The organism is uncultured Chitinophaga sp., from assembly GCF_937874145.1.
GTDB lineage: Bacteria > Bacteroidota > Bacteroidia > Chitinophagales > Chitinophagaceae > Chitinophaga.
In genome coordinates, this window is the sequence record NZ_CALNBI010000329.1 from 15,690 (window position 1) to 35,922 (window position 20,233).

Annotated in this window: 16 protein-coding genes; 13 read left to right on the forward strand and 3 right to left on the reverse strand. The window is 55.8% G+C overall.

Annotated features, from left to right (window positions below):
• Positions 1–153 precede the first annotated feature (153 nt).
• From Q0510_RS16020 to Q0510_RS16075, 12 genes are all read left to right on the forward strand, one after another.
• Positions 154–927, forward strand: coding sequence for a Ku protein (locus Q0510_RS16020; protein ID WP_298713966.1), 774 nt, complete (start codon positions 154–156; stop codon positions 925–927).
• Entirely contained in the window at positions 924–3,632 is a 2,709-nt protein-coding gene (ligD, locus tag Q0510_RS16025; RefSeq protein WP_298713968.1) for a DNA ligase D, read from the forward strand. The genes Q0510_RS16020 and ligD overlap by 4 nt, the downstream gene beginning before the upstream one ends.
• A gap of 127 nt (positions 3,633–3,759) precedes the next feature.
• Complete coding sequence (locus Q0510_RS16030) at positions 3,760–4,257, forward strand: hypothetical protein (RefSeq protein ID WP_298713969.1); 498 nt, start codon at positions 3,760–3,762, stop codon at positions 4,255–4,257.
• 80 nt (positions 4,258–4,337) lie between these two features.
• Positions 4,338–5,678 carry a sigma-54 dependent transcriptional regulator gene (locus Q0510_RS16035; protein ID WP_298713972.1) on the forward strand — a complete coding sequence of 447 codons (1,341 nt, stop codon included), beginning with the start codon at positions 4,338–4,340 and terminating at the stop codon, positions 5,676–5,678.
• Positions 5,679–5,837: 159 nt separating this feature from the next.
• A complete protein-coding gene (locus Q0510_RS16040) occupies positions 5,838–5,987 on the forward strand; it encodes a hypothetical protein (protein ID WP_298713974.1) in 150 nt (49 codons plus the stop codon).
• Between the two features lie 91 nt (positions 5,988–6,078).
• Positions 6,079–6,156, forward strand: a complete 78-nt coding sequence (locus Q0510_RS16045) for a potassium-transporting ATPase subunit F (protein ID WP_298714007.1) — start codon at positions 6,079–6,081, stop codon at positions 6,154–6,156.
• 20 nt (positions 6,157–6,176) lie between these two features.
• Positions 6,177–7,892 carry a potassium-transporting ATPase subunit KdpA gene (kdpA, locus tag Q0510_RS16050; RefSeq protein WP_298713977.1) on the forward strand — a complete coding sequence of 572 codons (1,716 nt, stop codon included), beginning with the start codon at positions 6,177–6,179 and terminating at the stop codon, positions 7,890–7,892.
• A 21-nt stretch (positions 7,893–7,913) separates the two neighbouring features.
• The gene (gene kdpB, locus Q0510_RS16055) at positions 7,914–9,962 is read left to right on the forward strand and encodes a potassium-transporting ATPase subunit KdpB (protein WP_298713980.1); all 2,049 of its coding nucleotides are present in this window, start codon (positions 7,914–7,916) and stop codon (positions 9,960–9,962) included.
• Positions 9,963–9,974: 12 nt separating this feature from the next.
• The gene (gene kdpC / locus Q0510_RS16060; RefSeq protein ID WP_298713983.1) at positions 9,975–10,544 is read left to right on the forward strand and encodes a potassium-transporting ATPase subunit KdpC; all 570 of its coding nucleotides are present in this window, start codon (positions 9,975–9,977) and stop codon (positions 10,542–10,544) included.
• A gap of 114 nt (positions 10,545–10,658) precedes the next feature.
• Complete coding sequence (locus tag Q0510_RS16065) at positions 10,659–11,735, forward strand: porin (protein WP_298713986.1); 1,077 nt, start codon at positions 10,659–10,661, stop codon at positions 11,733–11,735.
• Between the two features lie 43 nt (positions 11,736–11,778).
• Positions 11,779–12,882 carry a universal stress protein gene (locus tag Q0510_RS16070; protein ID WP_298713988.1) on the forward strand — a complete coding sequence of 368 codons (1,104 nt, stop codon included), beginning with the start codon at positions 11,779–11,781 and terminating at the stop codon, positions 12,880–12,882.
• Positions 12,879–14,570 (forward strand): ATP-binding protein, encoded by a 1,692-nt coding sequence (locus tag Q0510_RS16075; protein WP_298713991.1) that lies wholly within the window; start codon positions 12,879–12,881, stop codon positions 14,568–14,570. The genes Q0510_RS16070 and Q0510_RS16075 overlap by 4 nt, the downstream gene beginning before the upstream one ends.
• On the opposite strand, the gene Q0510_RS16080 is transcribed toward Q0510_RS16075, so the two are convergent.
• Complete coding sequence (locus tag Q0510_RS16080) at positions 14,567–17,524, reverse strand: PAS domain S-box protein (RefSeq protein ID WP_298713994.1); 2,958 nt, start codon at positions 17,522–17,524, stop codon at positions 14,567–14,569. The genes Q0510_RS16075 and Q0510_RS16080 overlap by 4 nt on opposite strands.
• 245 nt (positions 17,525–17,769) lie before the next feature.
• On the opposite strand from Q0510_RS16080, the gene Q0510_RS16085 reads away from it, so the two are divergent.
• Positions 17,770–18,462 carry a porin family protein gene (locus Q0510_RS16085; RefSeq protein WP_298713997.1) on the forward strand — a complete coding sequence of 231 codons (693 nt, stop codon included), beginning with the start codon at positions 17,770–17,772 and terminating at the stop codon, positions 18,460–18,462.
• Between the two features lie 78 nt (positions 18,463–18,540).
• Here the strand turns inward: Q0510_RS16085 and Q0510_RS16090 are convergent, their stop codons facing one another.
• Positions 18,541–19,326: an enoyl-CoA hydratase-related protein gene (locus Q0510_RS16090; RefSeq protein ID WP_298714000.1), complete on the reverse strand. Its 786-nt coding sequence runs from the start codon at positions 19,324–19,326 to the stop codon at positions 18,541–18,543.
• Positions 19,327–19,390: 64 nt separating this feature from the next.
• Positions 19,391–20,233, reverse strand: an 843-nt coding sequence (locus tag Q0510_RS16095; RefSeq protein WP_298714003.1) for an alpha/beta fold hydrolase, incomplete at its 5' end; no start/stop codon positions are given.

The following is a 20,233-nucleotide window of genomic DNA, read 5'->3' on the forward strand; positions in this document are numbered from 1 at the left end:
GCAGAGTAGAATTAGCGATCAAATCTTACAAAGCAAATTCCCCCGATAGTTATGCATATGAAGAAACAAGGCCGTCCCGTTCCCGGGACGGTTTTTTTATGCAACCCCCATGGTATAATGATTGTTGTACAGTAGGACTAAACCCATTCCGTTATGAGAGCAATATGGTCTGGCAGCATAGGCTTCGGCCTTGTCAACATCCCCGTTAAATTATACAGCGCCGTCCAGGAAAGCCGTCTCGACCTGGATATGCTGGACAAAAAGGACCACTCCAGGATCCGTTTTCAGCGTGTAAACGAGAAAACGGGGAAAGAAGTAGCGTGGGAAAATATCGTCAAAGCGTACAATTACAACGACAAATATATTGTGCTCGATGAGCATGATTACGAAGATGCGAGCCCAAAGAAGAGCAAGATCATCGAAATATCGTCATTTGCCGGAACGGATGAGATCGATGCCGTGTATTTCGAGACGGCTTATTTCATCGAACCCGATAAGGGTGGCGGAAAGGCTTACCAATTGTTGTTGAAAACGTTGGAAAAGACGCGAAAAGTGGGCGTGGCGCTTTTCGTTTTGCGGACGCAGGAGCACCTGGCCGTGGTGCGCGCCAACGGCGATTATCTCATGCTGCACCGGCTTCGTTTCGGGGAGGAAGTGAGGGAACCGGATGAATTGAAGCTGCCGGACAAAACAACCATTCCCAAAAAGGAACTGGATATGGCCGTGAAACTGGTGGAAAGTTACACCGAAACGTTCGACATATCCGCTTATAAGGATACTTACCACGAGGAACTGATGCGCATCATCAAAGCCAAGGCCTCCGGCAAACGGGCCGTGGTGAAGAAGATGAAAGTTACCAGCACGAAAGGGACCGATCTTTTCGAACAGCTGAAAGCCAGCCTCGGATCTAAAAAGCGCGTATCATGAGTTTAGCGAAATACAAGCAGAAAAGGGATTTCAAACAGACGAGCGAGCCCGCGGCCGGAAAAGCTGCGAAAGACGACCAGCACATATTCGTGATACAACGGCATCACGCCACGCGGCTGCATTACGACTTCCGGCTGGAAATGGACGGCGTCCTGAAAAGCTGGGCGGTGCCGAAAGGCCCGTCGCTCAACCCTTCGGATAAAAGGCTGGCCATGGAAGTGGAGGACCATCCTTACGATTATAAAGACTTCCAGGGCGAGATCCCGCCGGGGAACTACGGCGCCGGCTATGTGTACATCTGGGACAAGGGAACTTATGAGCTGCTGGAATCCAACGGCAAGCCGTTCGATAAGGAGGCGCTGCGCGAGTGGAAATCAGGCAGTTTGAAGGTGGTGCTGCATGGTAAGAAGTTGAAAGGAGAATTCGCGCTGGTGAAGATGCGGAACGGCCGTGACGAGAATGCCTGGCTGCTCATCAAGCACAACGACAAATACGCCGTGCACGACGAGTATGACAGTGAAGACTATACGCCCAAAAGCGTCATCAATAAGCTGAAAGGCCCGCATAATACGAAGCCTGAGGCGAAAGTCGCAGCCCAAAAGGCGGCTGCGCCGAAGAAAAAAGCTGCTGCGAAGAAGGCCGCTTCTCCAAAAAAGGTTGCTTCCAGGGGAAAAACGTCTTCTTCAAAAAAGGCCACCGTAAAGAAGGCCGCTTCTCCAAAAAAGGCCGCAGCAAAAAAGGCCGCTTCGCCGGAAAAAGCCGCCGCATCCACCGGTAAAAAAAAAGCGCAGGAAGGTGAGCCGATGAAGGAATTCTACAAACCGATGCTCGCCACATTGGTTGACGCGCCCTTCGACCGCCCCGGCTGGATCTTCGAAACGAAATGGGACGGATATCGCGCCATTGCGCACGTGGAACATGGAAAAGCGGAGTTGTATTCGCGCAATAAGTTGTCTTTCAATGAAATATACGCCCCGATCGTGGCTGCTGTGGAGAAGATTCCCCACAACGTTGTGCTGGACGGAGAAGTCATCATCCCCGGAAAAGGGGGCAAATCCGATTTTCAGGCGTTGCAGAACTTCAAAACCACCCGGAAAGGGAACCTCACCTACGTAGTTTTCGACCTGCTGTACCTCGATGGCCATTCGCTGGAAGACCTTACCCTGCTGGAAAGGAAAACGTTGCTGAAGCAGATCGTCGACCAGCTGGATGATCCCGCCGTTAAATTTTCCGCACATGTGGAAGGGAAAGGGATACAGCAATTTGAGAAAGCGCGGAAGGCTGGCTGGGAAGGCGTGATCGCCAAGAACGGCGAAAGCACCTATGGCGAAGGGGCCCGCTCCCTCAATTGGCTTAAAGTGAAAGTGCTCAACCGCCAGGAGGCCGTGATCTGCGGATTCACGGCGCCGCGCGGCAGCCGCAAGGATATCGGCGCGCTCATCCTGGGCGTCTACGAAAACGGCGGGATGCGTTATATCGGTCACTGTGGCGGAGGGTTCAACGAAACCGGGCTCAAAGACCTTCACGCCAAACTGCAGCCGCTGGTTACCAGCACATCACCCTTCAAAGAAAAAATCAAAACGAACACACCCGTTACCTGGCTGAAACCGGAGCTCGTGTGCGAAGTGAAATTCTCCGAATGGACGAACGACGGGCACCTGCGCCAACCGATCTTTATCGCCATGCGCGACGACAAGCCCGCCAAATCCGTTATCCGTGAAAAACCGCGCCACGCGCCGGAATCTAAACCTGTCGATATGAAAGGAAACGCCAAGAAGGAAACCGCCGCGCCGGCCGAAAAGGAAAGGGTGCTCAAGCTGAACGGGAAAAGCGTTACCCTCACCAACCAGCAGAAAATCTACTGGCCGAACGAAAAGATCACGAAAGGCGCGCTGGTGGATTATTACCTGTCGGTCGCGGAAGTCATTCTCCCGCACCTGAAAGACCGGCCCCTCAGCCTGAACCGCTTCCCGAACGGCATCGCCGGGCCGAATTTTTTCCAGAAAGACCTGGACCTGGAATCTGTCCCCTCCTGGCTGAAAACCGCGCAGATCTGGTCGGAGTCCTCCAACCGAACGATCGATTACCTCGTTTGCAACAACGAAGCCACGCTCGCCTGGATGGTGAACCTTGGTTGCATCGAGATCAATCCCTGGTTGTCGCGCCTCCGCAAACCGGAGTTCCCGGATTTCATCGTCATCGACCTCGACCCCAACGATATCGCCTTCGAATATGTGATAGAAGCGGCTATCGAGGTGCGGAAGGTGCTGGAATCGCGCGGGATCGATTCTTTTGTGAAGACGTCCGGCTCCAGGGGGATGCACATCTACATTCCAACCGGCGCGAAACATCCCTACGATACCTGCAAGCTGTTTGCAGAGTTCGTGGCTACGGAGGTGAATGCACGGCTGCCCGAAACCACCAGTATCGTCCGCACGAAATCGAAGCGGAAGAAGATGGTGTACCTCGACTTCCTGCAGAACCGGACGGGCCAAACGGTGGCTGCTCCCTATTCTGTCCGCCCCAAACCCGGCGCCACCGTTTCGGCGCCGCTGGAATGGAAAGAAGTGACGAAAAAGCTGCGGATGGAGGATTATCACATGGGCAACATCGGGAAAAGACTGGACAAAAAGGGCGACCTGTGGGCCAATATCCTCACTGCCAAAAACGATCTGAAAGCCATCCTGAAAGTCACGGAAGGGTAATGAAAAACGGCTGTGGGATTGGATTTGTGCAAAATGATACCCGGAAAAACGGTGCAATGGCATGCCAATTGAATTGGTAACTGTGTAAATGCCGGCAACGGCGATTATTCACCAAATCCGCAATCCTATGGCTAGAGCCGAACAATCCTCGATACTCAGGCTGGTTTGGGTATACAGCTTCGTCATCACGGCCGTGTGCATCGCACTCGCCGGGATATTTTACCTGACGCAATGGTTCTCCGATTTATGGACCGGCTATATTATCAACGGCATCATCTTTTTGGGTGTCATGCTGTCTGTCATTCACGCCAATAGCACGCTGGGCGGCGCCGCCTCGCTGTACCAGCTTGGGCTCACCGGCCTGATCACGACTTTGCTGGCCACGATTATGGTCGCGAGCGTAACCCTGCTTTTCCATCTGATCATGGTGCCGACTGACCCGGCGACTTTGAATGTAACGATGGAGGAAGCGCGCATCAATGAATTCAGTGTACAGACGCGGCAGGGCTTCTGGATTTTTATGGTCACGAATATCCTGTTCGCGAATTTTACACTGGGAGTATTAGGTACGGTGATAGGCGCCATCTCCGTTAAACGGAACCAAAAAACAGAAAACGCCGGTTAGGCGAAACGAAATAGTATCAACGGGAACGGACCGGGAAGGGCATTTGTCCGACCCGGTTTTTTTGCGCTACATTTGCTCCCATGACCCAACAAGGCACGATCCTCATCATCGACGATGAAGCCCAATTGCGCAAACTTCTGGCCCGCCTCCTCACGCTGGAAGGGTATACCATCCTTGAAGCGCAAGATGTACGGTCTGCCCGGAAACTCCTCGACAAATCGGAAGTGCATGTCATCCTTTCCGACGTTAAACTGCCGGACGGCAACGGCGTGGAGCTGACGGCCCAGTTGAAATCATCTCATCCGGATATAGAAATTATCGTACTTACCGCCTACGGGAATATCGCCGACGGGGTACAGGCGATCAAAAACGGTGCGTTCGATTATCTCACGAAAGGCGACGACAACAACCGCATCCTGCCACTGGTGAGCAAGGCCATGGACAAGGCGCGCCTCCAGTTCCGGGTGCGCTCGCTGGAAGAGAAGCTGGGCGGCAAACACGATTTTTCGCAAGTGATCGGCAAATCGCCGCGCATCCTCGACGCCGTGAACCTCGCCCGGAAAGTGGCGGCTACGGATGCAACGGTTTTGTTGCTGGGGGAAACGGGCTCCGGGAAGGAAGTTTTCGCACAAGCCATCCACCGCGCCAGCGCCCGCGCTTCGCAGCCGTTCGTGGCGGTGAACTGCAGCGCTTTCGGGAAGGAAATCCTGGAAAGCGAGCTCTTCGGCCATAAAGCCGGTGCGTTTACCGGGGCCGTCAAAGACAAAAAAGGTTTCCTGGAAGAAGCCAACAGCGGCACCATCTTCCTCGACGAGATCGGCGAAATGGCGCCCGACCTGCAGGCCAGGCTGCTCCGCGTGCTGGAGACCCGCGAATTTTATAAAGTCGGGGATTCCAAACCGATGAAAGTGGATATCCGGATTATCGCGGCCACCAACCGCGACCTGGAGAAGGAATCCGAAATAGGAACTTTCCGGGCGGATTTATATTACCGCCTTTCCGCGTTCCAGATTCACCTGCCCTCGCTCAACGACCGCCGGGAAGACGTGCCCCTGCTCGCCCAATATTTCCTGTCCCAACTTGGCCCCAAAAATAACAAACGCATCACGGGCATGACGGGCGGCTTCCGCCAGGCGCTGGAAAACCACCACTGGCGCGGCAATATCCGCGAACTGCGGAACGTCATCGAACGGGCGGTGATCCTGGCCGACGGGCCCGAGCTCGACACCGACCTGCTCCCGCTCGAGTTCTCCCATTTTGGAAACGACGGTCCCGCCCCGCTCAGCCTCGCCGATATGGAAAGGAAACATATCGCCAGGGTGCTGCTGGCGGTGAACGGGAACAAAACCCGCGCGGCCGAAATGCTGCAGATCGGGCTCACGACTTTATATAACAAGATCAAAGAGTACAATCTCCGCTGACGAAATTTTCGGTTTTTGCAAACAACCCTTCCGTTTTTGCATGGTGCCGGCACGCCTGAAAAGGTATGCCGGCTTCTTATTTTGTTGATAATGATGTGTTTATGATGAATTGGGTCTTGTTGGCATTTCGCTGGCATACACCGCTCAAAATCACACATCATGTTACCGGATGCTAAAATCCATCTCCTGCTGGCGCAACAGATCCCCGGCCTTCGCAACGAAGCCTCGGGCGCTCCGGTGAAATCACTATTGCCGGTTTCGCTGCAAAACGTCCGCCGTCAATTCATTTTAAACAATTCACAATGCTGACACTCGTATTACTGCTCGCCGGGCTTTTGTGTTTCTGGCTGTTTTTCGCATCGGTAGATTTCTTCGACAAGATTTAAAACGCAAAGCCATGATGAACGCACTTTTCATTTTATCCCTGCTGGTTTTCGGTTACATGATTTACGTGTTGCTGAAGCCTGAAAAATTCTGAGTTATCAATTAATCCTGACAATGAACACCGAATTATTGGGCATTATCGCCACTTATGCCATTACGCTCCTGGTCGCCATACCGCTCGGCCGTTACATCGCGAAGGTTTTCGCGGGACAGCGGACCCTGCTGGATTTCATGGCGCCATTGGAACGGGGGATTTACCGGTTCTGCGGTATCGACCCGAAGGAAGACATGAACTGGAAGCAGCACCTCAAAGCCTTACTGACCATCAATATACTATGGTTCGTATATGGTTTTTTCATGCTGATTTTCCAGGACAGGCTTCCCCTCAATCCGGATCACAACGCGGCGCAAACGCCCGACCTGGCTTTCAACACCGTGATCAGTTTCCTCGTCAACTGCGACCTGCAACACTATTCCGGTGAATCCGGCGTGACGTACCTGACGCAGTTATTCGTGATCACTTTCCTTCAGTTTGTCAGCGCAGCCACGGGGATCGCGGCGCTGGTGGCTGTTTTTAAAGCCCTGCGCCAGAAAACCACCACGCAGCTGGGTAACTTTTGGGACCACCTCCTGAAAACCACCACCCGCATACTCCTTCCCATTTGCATCGTGATCGCAGGGATACTGGCATTTCGCGGAACGCCCGCCAGCTTCGCCGGGAAAGACACCATCGTGACGGTGCAGGGCGATACCGTTCAGGTGTCGCGCGGGCCCGCGGCCGGCATGATCGCCATCAAGCACGTGGGCACCAACGGCGGCGGATGGTTCGGCGCCAACAGCATCCACCCGCTCGAAAACCCGGATTACCTCACCAATATGACCGAGGCCGTCGCGCAGATGATCATTCCCATCGCCATGGTGTTTGCGCTGGGCTTCTTCATCCAACGGAAGAAATTCGCTTATGTCATTTTCGGTGTGATGACCGCCGGGATGCTCGCCATCATGATACCCACGATTTTATCCGAAACCGGCGGCAATCCCGCGATATCGCAGATGGGCATCGCGCAGGTTTCCGGCGCGATGGAAGGCAAGGAAGTCCGTTTCGGGCCGATGGCTACAGCTTATTGGAGCACCATCACCACCATCGTTTCCACCGGGTCGGTGAACGGTTTTCATGACAGCACCATGCCGCTGACCGGCATGATGGAACTGATCGCGATGATGACCAACTGCTTTTACGGAGGCTGTGGCGTGGGGATACTCAATTACTTCGTTTTCATCATCATCGCCGTTTTCATCTCGGGCCTCATGGTAGGGCGCACGCCGGAGTTCATGGGCCACAAGGTGGAAGCGCGCGAAATGAAGATCGCGGCGATCGTGGCGTTGCTGCATCCGCTGCTGATCCTTTCGGGCACGGCGCTGTCGTCGTACGCCGTTGCGCATGGATGGGGTGCGGGATGGGCCACGCAGCCCGGCGCATGGCTCAATAACCCGGGGCACCACGGCTTTTCGGAGATGATGTACGAATACACCTCCGCCGCGGCAAACAATGGTTCCGGCTTCGAAGGGCTGACCGATAATAATCTTTTCTGGAACGTGACGACCGGTTTTGTGCTCCTTCTTTCGCGCTTCCTGCCGATCATCTGTCCGGTGGCGATCGCGGGGATTTTGGCTTCGAAGAAGTACGTCCCCGAATCCGCCGGCACCCTGCGGACAGACACGGCCACTTTCGGCATCATGACTTTCGCCGTGATCGCCATCATCGCCGCACTGGCCTTCTTCCCCGCGCTGGCGCTGGGCCCCATCGCAGAATATTTCTCCCTGTACTAACGCATGCAAACGCAAAAGAAAATGAAAACAAAAGACAATACACTGTTTCCGGTGGCCCTGGTCAAGGAAGCGCTTGCGCAATCCTTCGTGAAACTGAACCCGCGCTTCCTCGTCCGGAATCCCGTGATGTTCACAGTGCAGCTCGGAACGATCGTCATGCTGATCGTAACGGTTTACGCCGGCATCAGTCACGACGCCTCCCAGGGCTCGTTTGGATATAACCTCACCGTGTTCATCGTATTACTGTTGACGGTGCTGTTCGGCAATTTCGCGGAGTCCATCGCCGAAGCGCGGGGCAAAGCCCAGGCCGAAAGCCTCCGCAGAACCCGGGAAGACACCCCGGCAAAGAAAGTCCTGACCGTCGGCGAGATCTTCACCGACGAAATTAAAGTCGTACCCAGCTCCCGGCTGCAAAAAGGCGACCTGTTCGTGTGTGAAGCCGGCGACGTGATCCCGGCCGACGGCGAGATCGTACAAGGCCTGGCGAGCATCGATGAGTCGGCCATCACCGGCGAAAGCGCTTCCGTGATCCGGGAAGCCGGCGGCGACAAAAGCTCCGTAGTAGGCGGCACCAAAGTGCTGAGCGACCGCATCGTGGTGCGGGTGAGCGCTGGCGTGGGGGAATCGTTCCTGGATAAGATGATTGCACTGGTGGAGGGCGCCTCGCGGCAGAAAACTCCCAACGAAATCGCGCTCACCATCCTGCTGGCCAGCTTCACGCTCGTGTTCATCATCGTCTGCGTAACGCTGAAACCCTTCGCCGACTACGCGCAAACACCTATTACCATCGCGGCCTTCATCTCCCTGTTCGTTTGCCTCATACCCACCACCATCGGCGGATTGCTTTCTGCCATCGGTATCGCAGGGATGGACCGCGCCCTCCGCGCCAATGTGATCACCAAATCCGGGAAAGCGGTGGAAACCGCTGGGGACGTGGATGTGCTGCTGCTAGACAAGACGGGCACCATCACCATCGGCAACCGCAGGGCCACGCACTTCCATCCCGCCAACGGCTGCGACCGCGGCGAGTTTATCAAGTACAGCGTGCTGGGCTCCCTGGCCGACGAAACGCCAGAAGGCAAATCCATCGTGGAGCTGGCCGGGCGCGAAGTGGCTGCGCAACTCAGTATGAACGGGTCGCAACTGGTGCCCTTTACCGCCGAAACCCGCAGCAGCGGCATCAATATGAGCGACGGAACACGGATCCGAAAAGGCGCGTACGACGCCATCCGCAACCTGGGCGCAAAGGCCGGTAACGAATTTCCCGCCGATACGGCCGAGATGGTGAAAAAGATCTCCGGGAATGGGGGCACGCCACTGGTAGTGGCCGTCAACGAAAGAATAACCGGTGTGATCGAACTGCAGGATATCATCAAACCCGGCATTAGCGAGCGTTTCGAACGGCTGCGCCGGATGGGGGTGAAAACGGTGATGGTGACAGGCGACAACCCGCTTACCGCCAGATACATCGCCGACAAAGCCGGCGTAGACGATTTCATCGCCGAAGCGAAGCCCGAAGACAAGATGTCGTACATCCGCAGGGAACAACAGGAAGGCCGGCTGGTGGCGATGATGGGCGACGGTACGAACGATGCGCCAGCACTGGCCCAGGCGGACGTGGGCGTGGCCATGAACAGCGGCACGCAGGCGGCCAAAGAAGCCGGCAACATGGTGGATCTCGACAACGATCCCACGAAGCTCATCGAGATCGTGGAAATCGGGAAGCAACTGCTGATGACCCGCGGTTCGCTGACCACCTTCTCCATCGCGAACGACGTGGCCAAGTATTTCGCCATCGTGCCGGCGTTGTTTATCCTGTCGGTGCCTGCGTTACAGGGGATCAATATCATGCAGCTTCACAGCCCGGAAACGGCGATCCTCAGCGCGGTGATCTTCAACGCCATCATAATTCCCCTGCTGATCCCGCTGGCTTTGCGCGGGGTGGCGTATAAACCCATCGGCGCAAGCGCCCTGCTGCGGAGGAACCTCTTTATTTACGGGCTTGGCGGCGTGGTGGTGCCTTTCATCGGCATCAAGCTCATCGATATGGTAGTCGCATTATTCTTTTAAACTGATCATCACATGAAACGATATTTTTTCCCGGCGCTGAAACTGACCCTCGTACTGGTGCTCCTTACCGCCGGCTTCTATCCCCTCCTCATCGCCGGACTGGCGAAAATGGCGCCGGGCCGGGGCGACGGGGTGACAGTCAAAAAAGACGGCCGGATAATAGGATATGCAAACGTAGGCCAGCAATTCACCGGCGACGATTATTTCCAGACACGGCCCAGCGCGGTGGCGTACAATGCCGCAGGATCCGGCGGTTCGAACAAAGGGCCGTCCAACCCGGATTACCTGCAGGTCGTGAAAGACCGGATCGATACTTTCCTGGTCCACAACCCGGATGTACAGCGGTCCGGCATTCCGGCGGAGCTGGTAACGGCCTCCGGCAGCGGGCTGGATCCGCATCTTTCCCCCGAAGGCGCGCTGGTGCAGGTTTCGCGCATCGCAAAGTTGCGCGGGATTCAGGAGCAGCGCCTCCGCGAACTGGTGAAGGAACATACGCAAGGACCATTGGCGGGCATGTTTGGACCGGCTACCGTGCACGTCCTTCAACTTAACCTGGCTTTAGACGAAATACACCAGCGTTAGTTTCAACCCAACCTATGAAACCCGAAGAAAAGATGTACCAGCCGCGCGACCGGGAGTAACCCGGCCCGCGCGTGCGGTACACATCAACACTACAAAAGACAGTACAATCAAAAAATGAAAAAGCACATCCTTACCGCCATCGCCCTGACCGGCGCGATGGCCACCATGGCGCAGGAAGCGCCGGAAAAAGCGAAACCGAAACTGACGGTCTCCGGTTATGCCGAAGCGTATTACGTATTTGATTTCGATAAGCCTGGAAACCACACGCGGCCGGGGTTCCTGTATAACCACAACCGTCATAATGAGCTGAATATCAACCTCGCTTTGCTGAAAGTCAATTATGTGGCCGACAGGGTTCGCGGGAACGTGGGCATTATGGCCGGTACTTACGCCCAGTACAACCTGGCGGCGGAGCAGGAATTGGTAAGGCATATTTATGAAGCGAATGCAGGGGTGCGGATCGGGAAAGGATTATGGGTGGATGCGGGCATCCTGCCATCGCACATCGGGTTTGAAACTGCGATCGGGAAGGATAATTTCACGCTGACGCGCAGCCTCATGGCCGAAAACTCCCCGTATTACGAAGCCGGCGCCAAAATCACCTGGACGCCGAACGACAAATGGCTCTTCGCCGCCATGTACCTCAACGGCTGGCAACGGATCAAGCGGCCGGACGCCAACCAGACGCCCGGTTTCGGTACACAAATCACCTTCAAGCCCTCATCGGGAGTTACCCTCAACTGGAGCACCTTCGGAGGCAACGACAAACCCGATTCCGTTCGCCGGATGCGCTATTTCAACGACCTTTACGGAACCTTTGCGCTTACCTCCAAGCTGAGCCTCATCGCAGGGATCGACGTGGGCGTGGAGCAAAAAGAAGAAGGAAAAAGCGGCATGAACACCTGGTTCGCGCCCATCCTTATCGCCAGGTACGCCTTTTCCGACAAGATCGCCATGGCGGGGCGGTACGAATACTATAATGACAAAGCCGGCGTGATCATCGCCACGGGCACGCCGAACGGTTTTCGCTCCAGCGGCTACTCCCTGAACCTCGACGTGTCGCCCGTGAGCCAGGTGATGTTCCGGCTGGAAGGGAAATTATACAACAGCAAAGACGATATTTTCACGAAGGGCGAACTGCCCCGGAAAGAGAACTTTTCCATCGCCACATCGCTGGCATTTTCATTTTAAAAAATCCACGCGGAGCCTTGCGGGGCCCCGCGCTTTTGCTTTCATGGCCTCACAGATTCAACATCCCGGCCAGCCGGGAAGGGGAAAATTCAAGATCTACATCGGTATGAGCGCCGGTGTGGGGAAGTCGTACCGCATGCTCCAGGAAGCGCATGCCCTGTTGCGCAGCGGGGTCAATATCCAGATCGGGTTTATCGAAACGCATGGGCGGAAAGAAACGGAGGCCCTCGTGGAAGGGCTTCCCGTCATCCCCCGGCGGCAGGCTTTTTACAAAGGCAAGCTCATGGAGGAAATGGACCTGGGCGCCATCCTCCTCCTCGCGCCGGACTGGGTGGTAGTCGACGAGCTGGCCCATTCCAACATCCCCGGCTCGCGGAACGAAAAACGCTGGCAGGACGTCCAGGAGCTCCTCCGCGCGGGGATCAACGTCATCTCCGCCGTCAATATCCAGCACATGGAAAGCATCAACGCCCAGGTGAAAACCATCACCGGCGTGGAAGTGCAGGAACGGGTGCCCGACAGCATGCTGCAAATGGCGAACGAAGTCGTCAACATCGATCTCACGGCCGACGAGCTCATCACGCGCCTCAAAGAAGGCAAGATCTACGACCGCGCCAAAGTGGAAACCGCTTTGCGGAACTTCTTCCAGTCCGAAAAAATCCTCCAGCTTCGCGAGCTCGCGCTGAAAGAAGTAGCTTCGCAGGTAGAAAGGAAAGTGGTGACGGAAGTGCCGAAAAACCGGCAAATGCGGCATGAGCGTTTCCTGGCGTGTATTTCGTCGAACAACGAAGTGGCGCGGAAAGTGATCCGCAAAACCGCGCGCCTCGCGGCCTATTATCATGGAGAATGGTTTGTGCTGTATGTGCAAACACCGGAGGAAAGCACCGGCCGCATCGACCTGGCCGCGCAGCGCCACCTGATCAACAATTTCAAACTGGCGACGGAACTGGGCGCGGAAGTGCTGCAGGTGCAACATGCCAACATTGCCGCCGCGATTATGGAAATGGCGCAGGAAAAAGACATCACGACCGTTTGTATCGGCAAGCCCCATATCACCCTTTTCGGTATTTTGCTGAGAACCAATATCTTTAATCAATTGTTGAAAACATTATCCGCTCATCAAACCGATATCGTCATTCTCTCATGACCAGGCTCAGGCTTAAAACGAAGATTGCCGCCGGCGTGCTTTTCCTGTTTGCCATGCTGTTGCTGGTAGGGGTGATGGGATATTTTTACCTGGACAAGGTGAACCGCGCCGCCGCCTCCATCCTGGAAGATAATTACGAATCCGTGGAATATGCGGGCGCCATGCTGCGCGCGGCGGAGCACTGGAACGGCAGCGATTCCCTGCGCCGGCAGTTTGTTTCGGCTTTGGAGAAGCAGGAGAAAAACACCACGGAGCCAGGCGAAGCCGCATTCACCAAAGCACTGCGCGCGGATTACGAAGCCTTCGCGGCGGGAGATACGAGCCGGTTGCCCGCCATCCGGGAGCATATTTCCGGGATCATGGACGTGAACCTCAAAGCTATCGTGTCGAAACAGGAAAAAACGAGAAAAACGGCCGACAAAGCCCTGGTTTACATTGCACTGGTCAGCGGTTTTTGCTGCCTGATCGGGATTGTTTTCGTCTACAATTTCCCGGGGTATATCGCGAATCCCATCCGCGAGCTCACCGAAGGCATCCGGCAGATCGCGGATAAAAAGTATGAGCAAAGACTACATTTCCGCTCCGGCGATGAGTTCGGCGAACTGGCGGAAGCTTTCAATACAATGGCCCGCAAGCTCGACGAATATGAGCACAGCAGCCTGGCCCGCATCCTGTTCGAAAAGCAACGGGCGGAAGCGGTGATCGGCAGCCTGAAAGACGCCACCATCGGCCTCGATAACAAAAATATCATCCTCTTCGCCAACGCCGAAGCCCTGCAGCTGCTGAACCTCCCGGAGAACGGGCTCGTCGGTAAGCCGGCTGATGAAGCCGCCCGGCATAACGATCTGCTCCGCTACCTGCTGCACGACAAAAATCCAGCCCCGGTGAAAATCGTTGCGGAAGGAAAGGAAAATTTTTTCCTCCGCGAATTTGCTGATATCATCCACAACAGCGAAGTTATCGGTCATATCATCGTGCTGCGCAACATCACCACTTTCAAGGAACAGGATCTCGCCAAAACGCATTTCATTGCCACCATTTCCCACGAGCTGAAAACCCCGCTCGCCGCCACCGATCTCAGCCTCAAGCTGCTCGACGACGATCGTACCGGCCCGCTTTCGAGCGGGCAGCGCGAACTGCTGGAGGGCATCCGGGAAGATAATCGCCGAATGATCCGCATGGTGAGCGAACTGCTGGATTTTTCCCGGGTGGAAAGTGGGAACATCGCTTTGCAGGTGCAGGCCGTTCCGCTGGCGGACATCCTTCAATATGCGTTGCAAACCGTTGCCCGGCAGGCCGCCGGGAAGGAAGTGGGCATCCGGACGGAGATCCCCGATACCGCAGCGCCCGTGCTGGCCGATGCGGAGAAAAGCGCCTGGGTACTCGTCAATTTGCTGACGAACGCCATCCGTTATTCGCCACCCAATAGTGAAGTGGAAATGACGGTTCAGGAAGAAGAAAAAATGTGGCGCTTCGGCGTCCGCGACCATGGTAAAGGCATCGATGCGGGGTTCCGCGAGAAAATTTTCGAGCGGTTTTTCCGTGTGCCCGAAGCCGAAGGCGGCAAAGGCACGGGCCTGGGGCTCGCCATCGCGAGGGAATTCATCGAAGCGCAGGGTGGCAGCATCGGGGTGGAAAGCGAGCCGGGGAAAGGCAGCTACTTCTGGTTCCGGCTCCCCAAAGCTTAAATCTTCCTGATTTCTTCTTCCATCACCACCATCATTTCCTTAAACCTTTTGGATGTAATGTGAATGTTGGCGAGTATTTCCGCCGCCGGCGCATTGGCGCGGATATCTTCCATGATCCGGAAGATATTCTCCGTCACCGGGTAGGCGCGCACCACCTGCAGGCTGGCGAACAGCACTTTGGCATGACGGCCCGCTTCTTCCCAATCCCCGCTCCCGCCCGCATCCAGCAACATGCTGAACACATGGCTGGTGTTGTGCATGAAAGATTGCAGCACTTCCAGCAGGTATGCCTTGTCATTCTCCGCCACGCTTTTCAAATGCCGCAGATCCACGACAGGGATTACGATGGATGTTTCCCAATCATCCGGCGCAAAGGGCGCCGTGTCTGCGAACCGTTCGCCGATGGCCAGCAGTATGCGCTGGAACAGGTCTTTGGGGATGAAGGGCTTGGTGACATAATCGTTCATGCCCGCCAGCAGGCATTTTTCGCGGTCGCCCTTGAGCGCGCCGGCCGTGAGTGCGATAATTGGAATGCCGCTGCCCGCTTCGCGGATGATGCGCGTAGCCTCCAATCCGTCCATTTCTGGTATCTGGATGTCCATGAGGATACAGTCGTAGGGCTTCCGGGCATACATGCGGACCGCTTCGGCGCCGGTTTCCGCGAGATCTACCATAGCGCCTGCGCCGCTGAGGGTTCTGATGGCCAGTTTCTGGTTCAGCTGGTTGTCTTCGGCCACCAGTATCAGTTTGCCCGCCAGTACCGGCGCCTGCAATGATTCCCTGGCGGGCGCCGGGGCGATGGTTTCCGGTACGTCCAGCTGGTAAGGAATAGAGAATTCGACGAGCGTGCCGCCGCCGGGATTGTCCTGCAGGTGAAGCGTGCCCTTATGCAGGGCGATCAGCTCCCGCGTGAGGGCGAGGCCCAGGCCGATGCCGCCGTATTTGCGGATATCGCCTTCATCGAGCTGGGTGAAATCCTGCTCTACCGTGGCGCGCATCTCTTCCGGGATACCAATGCCCGTGTCGGACACGCAGAAACGCAGGGAAACTTGTTTTTCGTGGTCGGGGGCTGTGGCGCTGACGGCCAGTTTTACGGCGCCGCGGTGGGTGAATTTGATGGCATTGTCGATCAGGTTGTGGAGGATTTGCTGGAGGCGGGTAGGATCTCCCAGGAGGGAAGCGTTCAGGCTTTCCAGTTCACATTCCAGCTGCAGCCCTTTTTCCGAAGCGCGGAGCCGGTAGCGGTCCAGCGTTTGCCGGATGAGCCCTGCCGGCTCGAACGCTGATTTTTCCAGGTGCATTTTTCCGGCGCGGATGCTGGAGAAATCCAGCAGGGAATTGACCAGCACGAGCAGGTTCTGCGCCGAGGCATGGATGTCTTTTACATATTCCAGTTGCTCCGGGCTGTTGGTAAGGTTTTCGAGCAGATGGGTGAAACCGATGATGCCATTGAGCGGCGTGCGGAGCTCGTGGCTCATGTTGGCCATGAAGTTTTCCATCCGGCCATGCGCTACTTCCGCTTTCCGCCTGGCTTCGATCACTTCATGCTCGCGGGAAATGATCTGGGTGATATCGGTAGCCACGCCGCAAAGCCCGTACACGAGCCCTTCCTGGTTCCGCAGGGGGAATTTGGCGATATGGAAGTAGCGGGTTTCGTTTCCAAGGGTGATTTCATCTTCAAGTTCCACTGTTTTTTCAGCCATCAGCACCTGCCGGTCGGTTTCCTGGCTTCTTTCGGCGCTCAGTTTGTCAGGGAAATCAAGGTCGGTGCGGCCGAGGATCTGGTCTGATGTGATCCCGAATGTGGATTCGAAGCGGTTGTTGACCAGCACATAACGGCCGGCGTTATCTTTGATGAATATGATGTCGGGGGTATTGACGAGAACGGACTCGAACCTTTCCTTGAGTTTCTGCATTTGTTTCAGGGCCTGGTCATGCTGCTCGTCTTTTTGCTTATCGGCAGTGATATCTTTCACGATGCATTGGTAGCCGCTGAAGATGCCGTCTTTGCGGAGCAGCACCACATGTTGTTCTACCCATCTTTTTTCTCCATTTTTCCGCCGGATCTGGAATTGCTCAATGGTTTCCCGCTGGCCTTCAAAGGCTTGTTCCTCGTACTTTTGCCGCAGTTTTCCATGGTCTGCGGGGTCTAGGAGCATGTGGTAGGGTTTGTGAAACAGTTCTTCTGTGGTGTACCCGGTGAGCTCCTGGGCTTTGGCGTTGGTATAGGTGAAGAATCCGCCGCGGTTGGAGGTGAAGAGCGTAACGCCGGCGTCTTCGATGAGCTGGCGGTATTTTTCTTCGTTGGCGCGCAGTTTGGTTTCGGCTTTGGCGGCTTTGTTGACGTTGCGGATGACCCCGAAAAGCCCTGCGGCGAGTACGGCCACGGCAATGGCGCCGCCGGCGATGGTGAGGATAAAGGGCAGGCGGTCGTCCCATCCCGGGCCGGTGAGGGCGTCGAGCGCGGCATATTGGGCGGCGAGCATGCGGCCGGTGAGATGGGTAAGCTGGTCGGGTTTGACGGGGTGGCGCGTCTGGATGAGGGCGCCGGCCATCACGGAGGATTCGTGGGCGGTGCGGACGAGGTAATGGCTGAAAACGATGCGGTCGTAAACGATGGCGCGGAGGGAATCGATCTGGGCTGATTCCTGCGGATTGCCGGAGGCGAGGAGGGCCAGGCTTTCGACGGGTGTGTGCATACGGGCTTCGGAAAGGTCTTCCCGCGTGAGGAACCCGGTGTCTCCAGTGATCACATACCCTCTGGCGGCGGATTCCAGCGCGCGGGTCTGGTAGGCCACCTGCTCCAGGAGGCGGATTTTCTCTGTCGTCAGCCTTACTTTGGCATTCATCCGGATCGAAGCCGCGTCCGACATCCAGGCGCTCCAGGTGAACCAGGCCACAGATACGGTGGCGGCCGCAAATATGAGGATGACGGGGTTACTGATTTTTTTCATGTATGGCATCTCTTTTCTTACGCGTTGGCGAAAGGGTTTCAATCTGCGGCATTAAACTGGGCGTACATGGGGTCGACATATCGATCGGAACAAGAAAGACCGTCGATCTTTACAATTTACTAAAATTAATGGAACGGGCGGTTCCGGCGGAGCTATGTATTTTTTTGCAATATTTTAACCATTTGGTTTATTTGCATTCTATTAAATTTGCTAGATATTCTTTTTGCCAAGCATTTAAACATATTATGAAAAAATTACTTTTAGCGCTGGGTATTCTCGGCTTCTCCGCAACCACGGTTGCGCAGGATAAAGTGGCCGGAGCGGCGATGAGCAAGGTTCGGCAGAGCAGGGACTTCCTGGTGATCGGTATTTCGTATGACGGCTGGGCATCCGCGCCGGACAATTTGAAAACGAAAGGATTGTCCCGTGGCTTTAATATCGCGTTCATGTACGATATTCCCATTACCAAGGAGCATTTCAGCATCGCGCCGGGTATCGGGTTCACTGCCAGCAGCATTTTCCTGGACAAGCAGATCATGGACATGAGCAACGGCAATTCCACCGCGGTGAACTTCGTGGATTCAGATAAGTACAAAAAGTACAAGATCGCCACCAATTACCTGGAAATCCCCATCGAGTTCCGCTATCGCCAGAATTCCGAGAACGCCAATACCGGCCTGAAGGCGGCTATCGGCATCCGTGCGGGCATGCTGGTGAACGCGCACACGAAGGGGAAAAACACCCTCGGCGGAGAAAAGAATATCATCAAGGAACAGAACCGCCGCTTCTTCAACCCCTGGCGCTTTGCCGGCACGGCGCGCATCGGTTACGGTAACTTCGCCCTGTTCGGTACCATGAACCTGAACCCCCTGTTCAAAGACGTTACCAACCTCGACGTAAGACCTTACTCCATCGGTATCGCCCTCAGCGGCCTCTAATTCCCGACGGACCAATATACGCAAAGGGCCCCTCCGCAGAGGGGCCCTTTTTATGCCTGTAATTATCCTGAAATCGGATTATTTCCCCGTAAACACCGGCTTCCGCTTCTCCAGGAAAGCCGTCACCCCTTCCTTGTTATCCGCCGTATTCCCGGCGATTTCCTGGCAGTAAGCCTCGTATTCCAGCACGGCGTCCAGGTTTTCGGTCATGCCTTTGGTCAGCATTTTTTTCATGAGCGCGATGGCTTTGGTGGGCGCGTTGGCGTAAAATTCCGCCTCCGCCGCCACGGCCGCATCCAGTTCGCCGGAGGGCACCACCTTGTTCAGCAGCCCCATTTCCTTTGCTTCGGCGGCCGACAGTTTCGTGGCTTTGGTCGCCAGCTCGAAGGCGCGGTGATATCCCACGGCCCTCGGCAAAAAGTAAGACGACCCGGAATCCAGCACCAGCGCGATGTTGATGAAAATCTCGATCAGAGAAGCCTGTTCGGACGCAATGATCACGTCGCAGGCCAGCGCCAGCGAGCATCCCGCCCCGGCGGCCACCCCGTTCAGCCTGCAGATCACCGGCTTGGGCAGGTTGCGCAGCGCCCGGATAATGGGATTGTAGCGTTTATGCAGGGAATCGCCCAGGTTGCGGGGCTTGCCGTCGGCTCCCATGGCCGCTTTGAGATCCTGGCCGCTGCAAAAGGCTTTGCCCGCGCCCGTTAGCACCACGGCGCGCACGGCAGCGTCTTTGTCCGCCTGCTTCAGGGCTTCCTGTAATTCGTAACTGAGCTCGTCGTTAAAGGCGTTGTACACGTCCGGACGGTTTAATGTAATCGTAGCGATGTTTTGGTGGACTTCGTACAGAAGGGAGTTGAACATGGAATGGTTTTTTGCGATAAAATGAAAACAGCGGCCACGGGGGCCGCTGTCAATATAAAAGTTCTTACAATGTTTCCTTCAGCCAGCCGAAAAACTCACGCTGCCAGGTAATCGCGTTCTGCGCACCCAGCACCCAGTGATTTTCTTCCGGGAAATATACGAGCTTGCTTTTGATGCCTTTCAGCTGCGCCGCCTGGAAGGCCTGCAGCCCCTGCTCGATCCCCACGCGGAAGTCGATGCCGCCCTGCACGATCATGATCGGCGTATCCCACTTGTTGACGAGGTTGGAAGGGTTGAACTGCTCGTAGGATTTGGCGTTGGCGTTGTCCCAATACGCGCCGATGTCCCAGTTTGCGAACCACAGCTCCTCGGTGGTGCCGTACCAGCTGCGCAGGTCGAAAAGGCCGTCGTGCGCGATGAAGGACTTGAACCTTTTCCCGTGAACGCCCGCCAGCATGAACACGGAATATCCGCCGTAGCTGGCGCCCACCGCACCGAGGCGGGATTTGTCTACATAGGGCTCCTTGGCCAGGTCGTCGATGGCGGAAAGATAATCGCGGATGGGCTGTCCGCCCCAGTCCTTACTGATATCGGCATTCCATTTCACGCCATGGCCGGGCATCCCGCGGCGGTTCGGCGCGATCACGATATATCCCTGCGCAGCCATCAGCTGGAAATTCCAGCGGAAGGAATAAAACTGGCTCAGCGCGCTTTGCGGCCCGCCCTGGCAGTATAAAAGCGTGGGGTATTTTTTATTCGGGTCGAAGTCGGGAGGGTAAATCACCCAGGCCAGCATGTCTTTGCCGTCGGTGGTTTTGATCCAGCGTTCGGATACCTTGCTCATCTTCAGGCCGCCGTAAATATCGTTGTTCACCTGCGTGAGAGGCGCTACAGCGCCGTTTTTCAG

Bases quoted from the DNA above. Each gene is read 5' to 3' on its own strand.
- Q0510_RS16085 (WP_298713997.1), top strand. From the start codon at position 17,770: ATGAAAAAATTACTTTTAGCGCTGGGTATTCTCGGCTTCTCCGCAACC.
- Q0510_RS16075 (WP_298713991.1), top strand. From the start codon at position 12,879: ATGACCAGGCTCAGGCTTAAAACGAAGATTGCCGCCGGCGTGCTTTTC.
- Q0510_RS16090 (WP_298714000.1), bottom strand. From the start codon at position 19,326: ATGTTCAACTCCCTTCTGTACGAAGTCCACCAAAACATCGCTACGATT.
- Q0510_RS16040 (WP_298713974.1), top strand. From the start codon at position 5,838: ATGTTACCGGATGCTAAAATCCATCTCCTGCTGGCGCAACAGATCCCC.
- Q0510_RS16065 (WP_298713986.1), top strand. From the start codon at position 10,659: ATGAAAAAGCACATCCTTACCGCCATCGCCCTGACCGGCGCGATGGCC.
- Q0510_RS16080 (WP_298713994.1), bottom strand. From the start codon at position 17,524: ATGAAAAAAATCAGTAACCCCGTCATCCTCATATTTGCGGCCGCCACC.
- ligD (WP_298713968.1), top strand. From the start codon at position 924: ATGAGTTTAGCGAAATACAAGCAGAAAAGGGATTTCAAACAGACGAGC.
- kdpB (WP_298713980.1), top strand. From the start codon at position 7,914: ATGAAAACAAAAGACAATACACTGTTTCCGGTGGCCCTGGTCAAGGAA.
- Q0510_RS16020 (WP_298713966.1), top strand. From the start codon at position 154: ATGAGAGCAATATGGTCTGGCAGCATAGGCTTCGGCCTTGTCAACATC.
- kdpC (WP_298713983.1), top strand. From the start codon at position 9,975: ATGAAACGATATTTTTTCCCGGCGCTGAAACTGACCCTCGTACTGGTG.
- kdpA (WP_298713977.1), top strand. From the start codon at position 6,177: ATGAACACCGAATTATTGGGCATTATCGCCACTTATGCCATTACGCTC.
- Q0510_RS16030 (WP_298713969.1), top strand. From the start codon at position 3,760: ATGGCTAGAGCCGAACAATCCTCGATACTCAGGCTGGTTTGGGTATAC.
- Q0510_RS16035 (WP_298713972.1), top strand. From the start codon at position 4,338: ATGACCCAACAAGGCACGATCCTCATCATCGACGATGAAGCCCAATTG.
- Q0510_RS16045 (WP_298714007.1), top strand. From the start codon at position 6,079: ATGAACGCACTTTTCATTTTATCCCTGCTGGTTTTCGGTTACATGATT.
- Q0510_RS16070 (WP_298713988.1), top strand. From the start codon at position 11,779: ATGGCCTCACAGATTCAACATCCCGGCCAGCCGGGAAGGGGAAAATTC.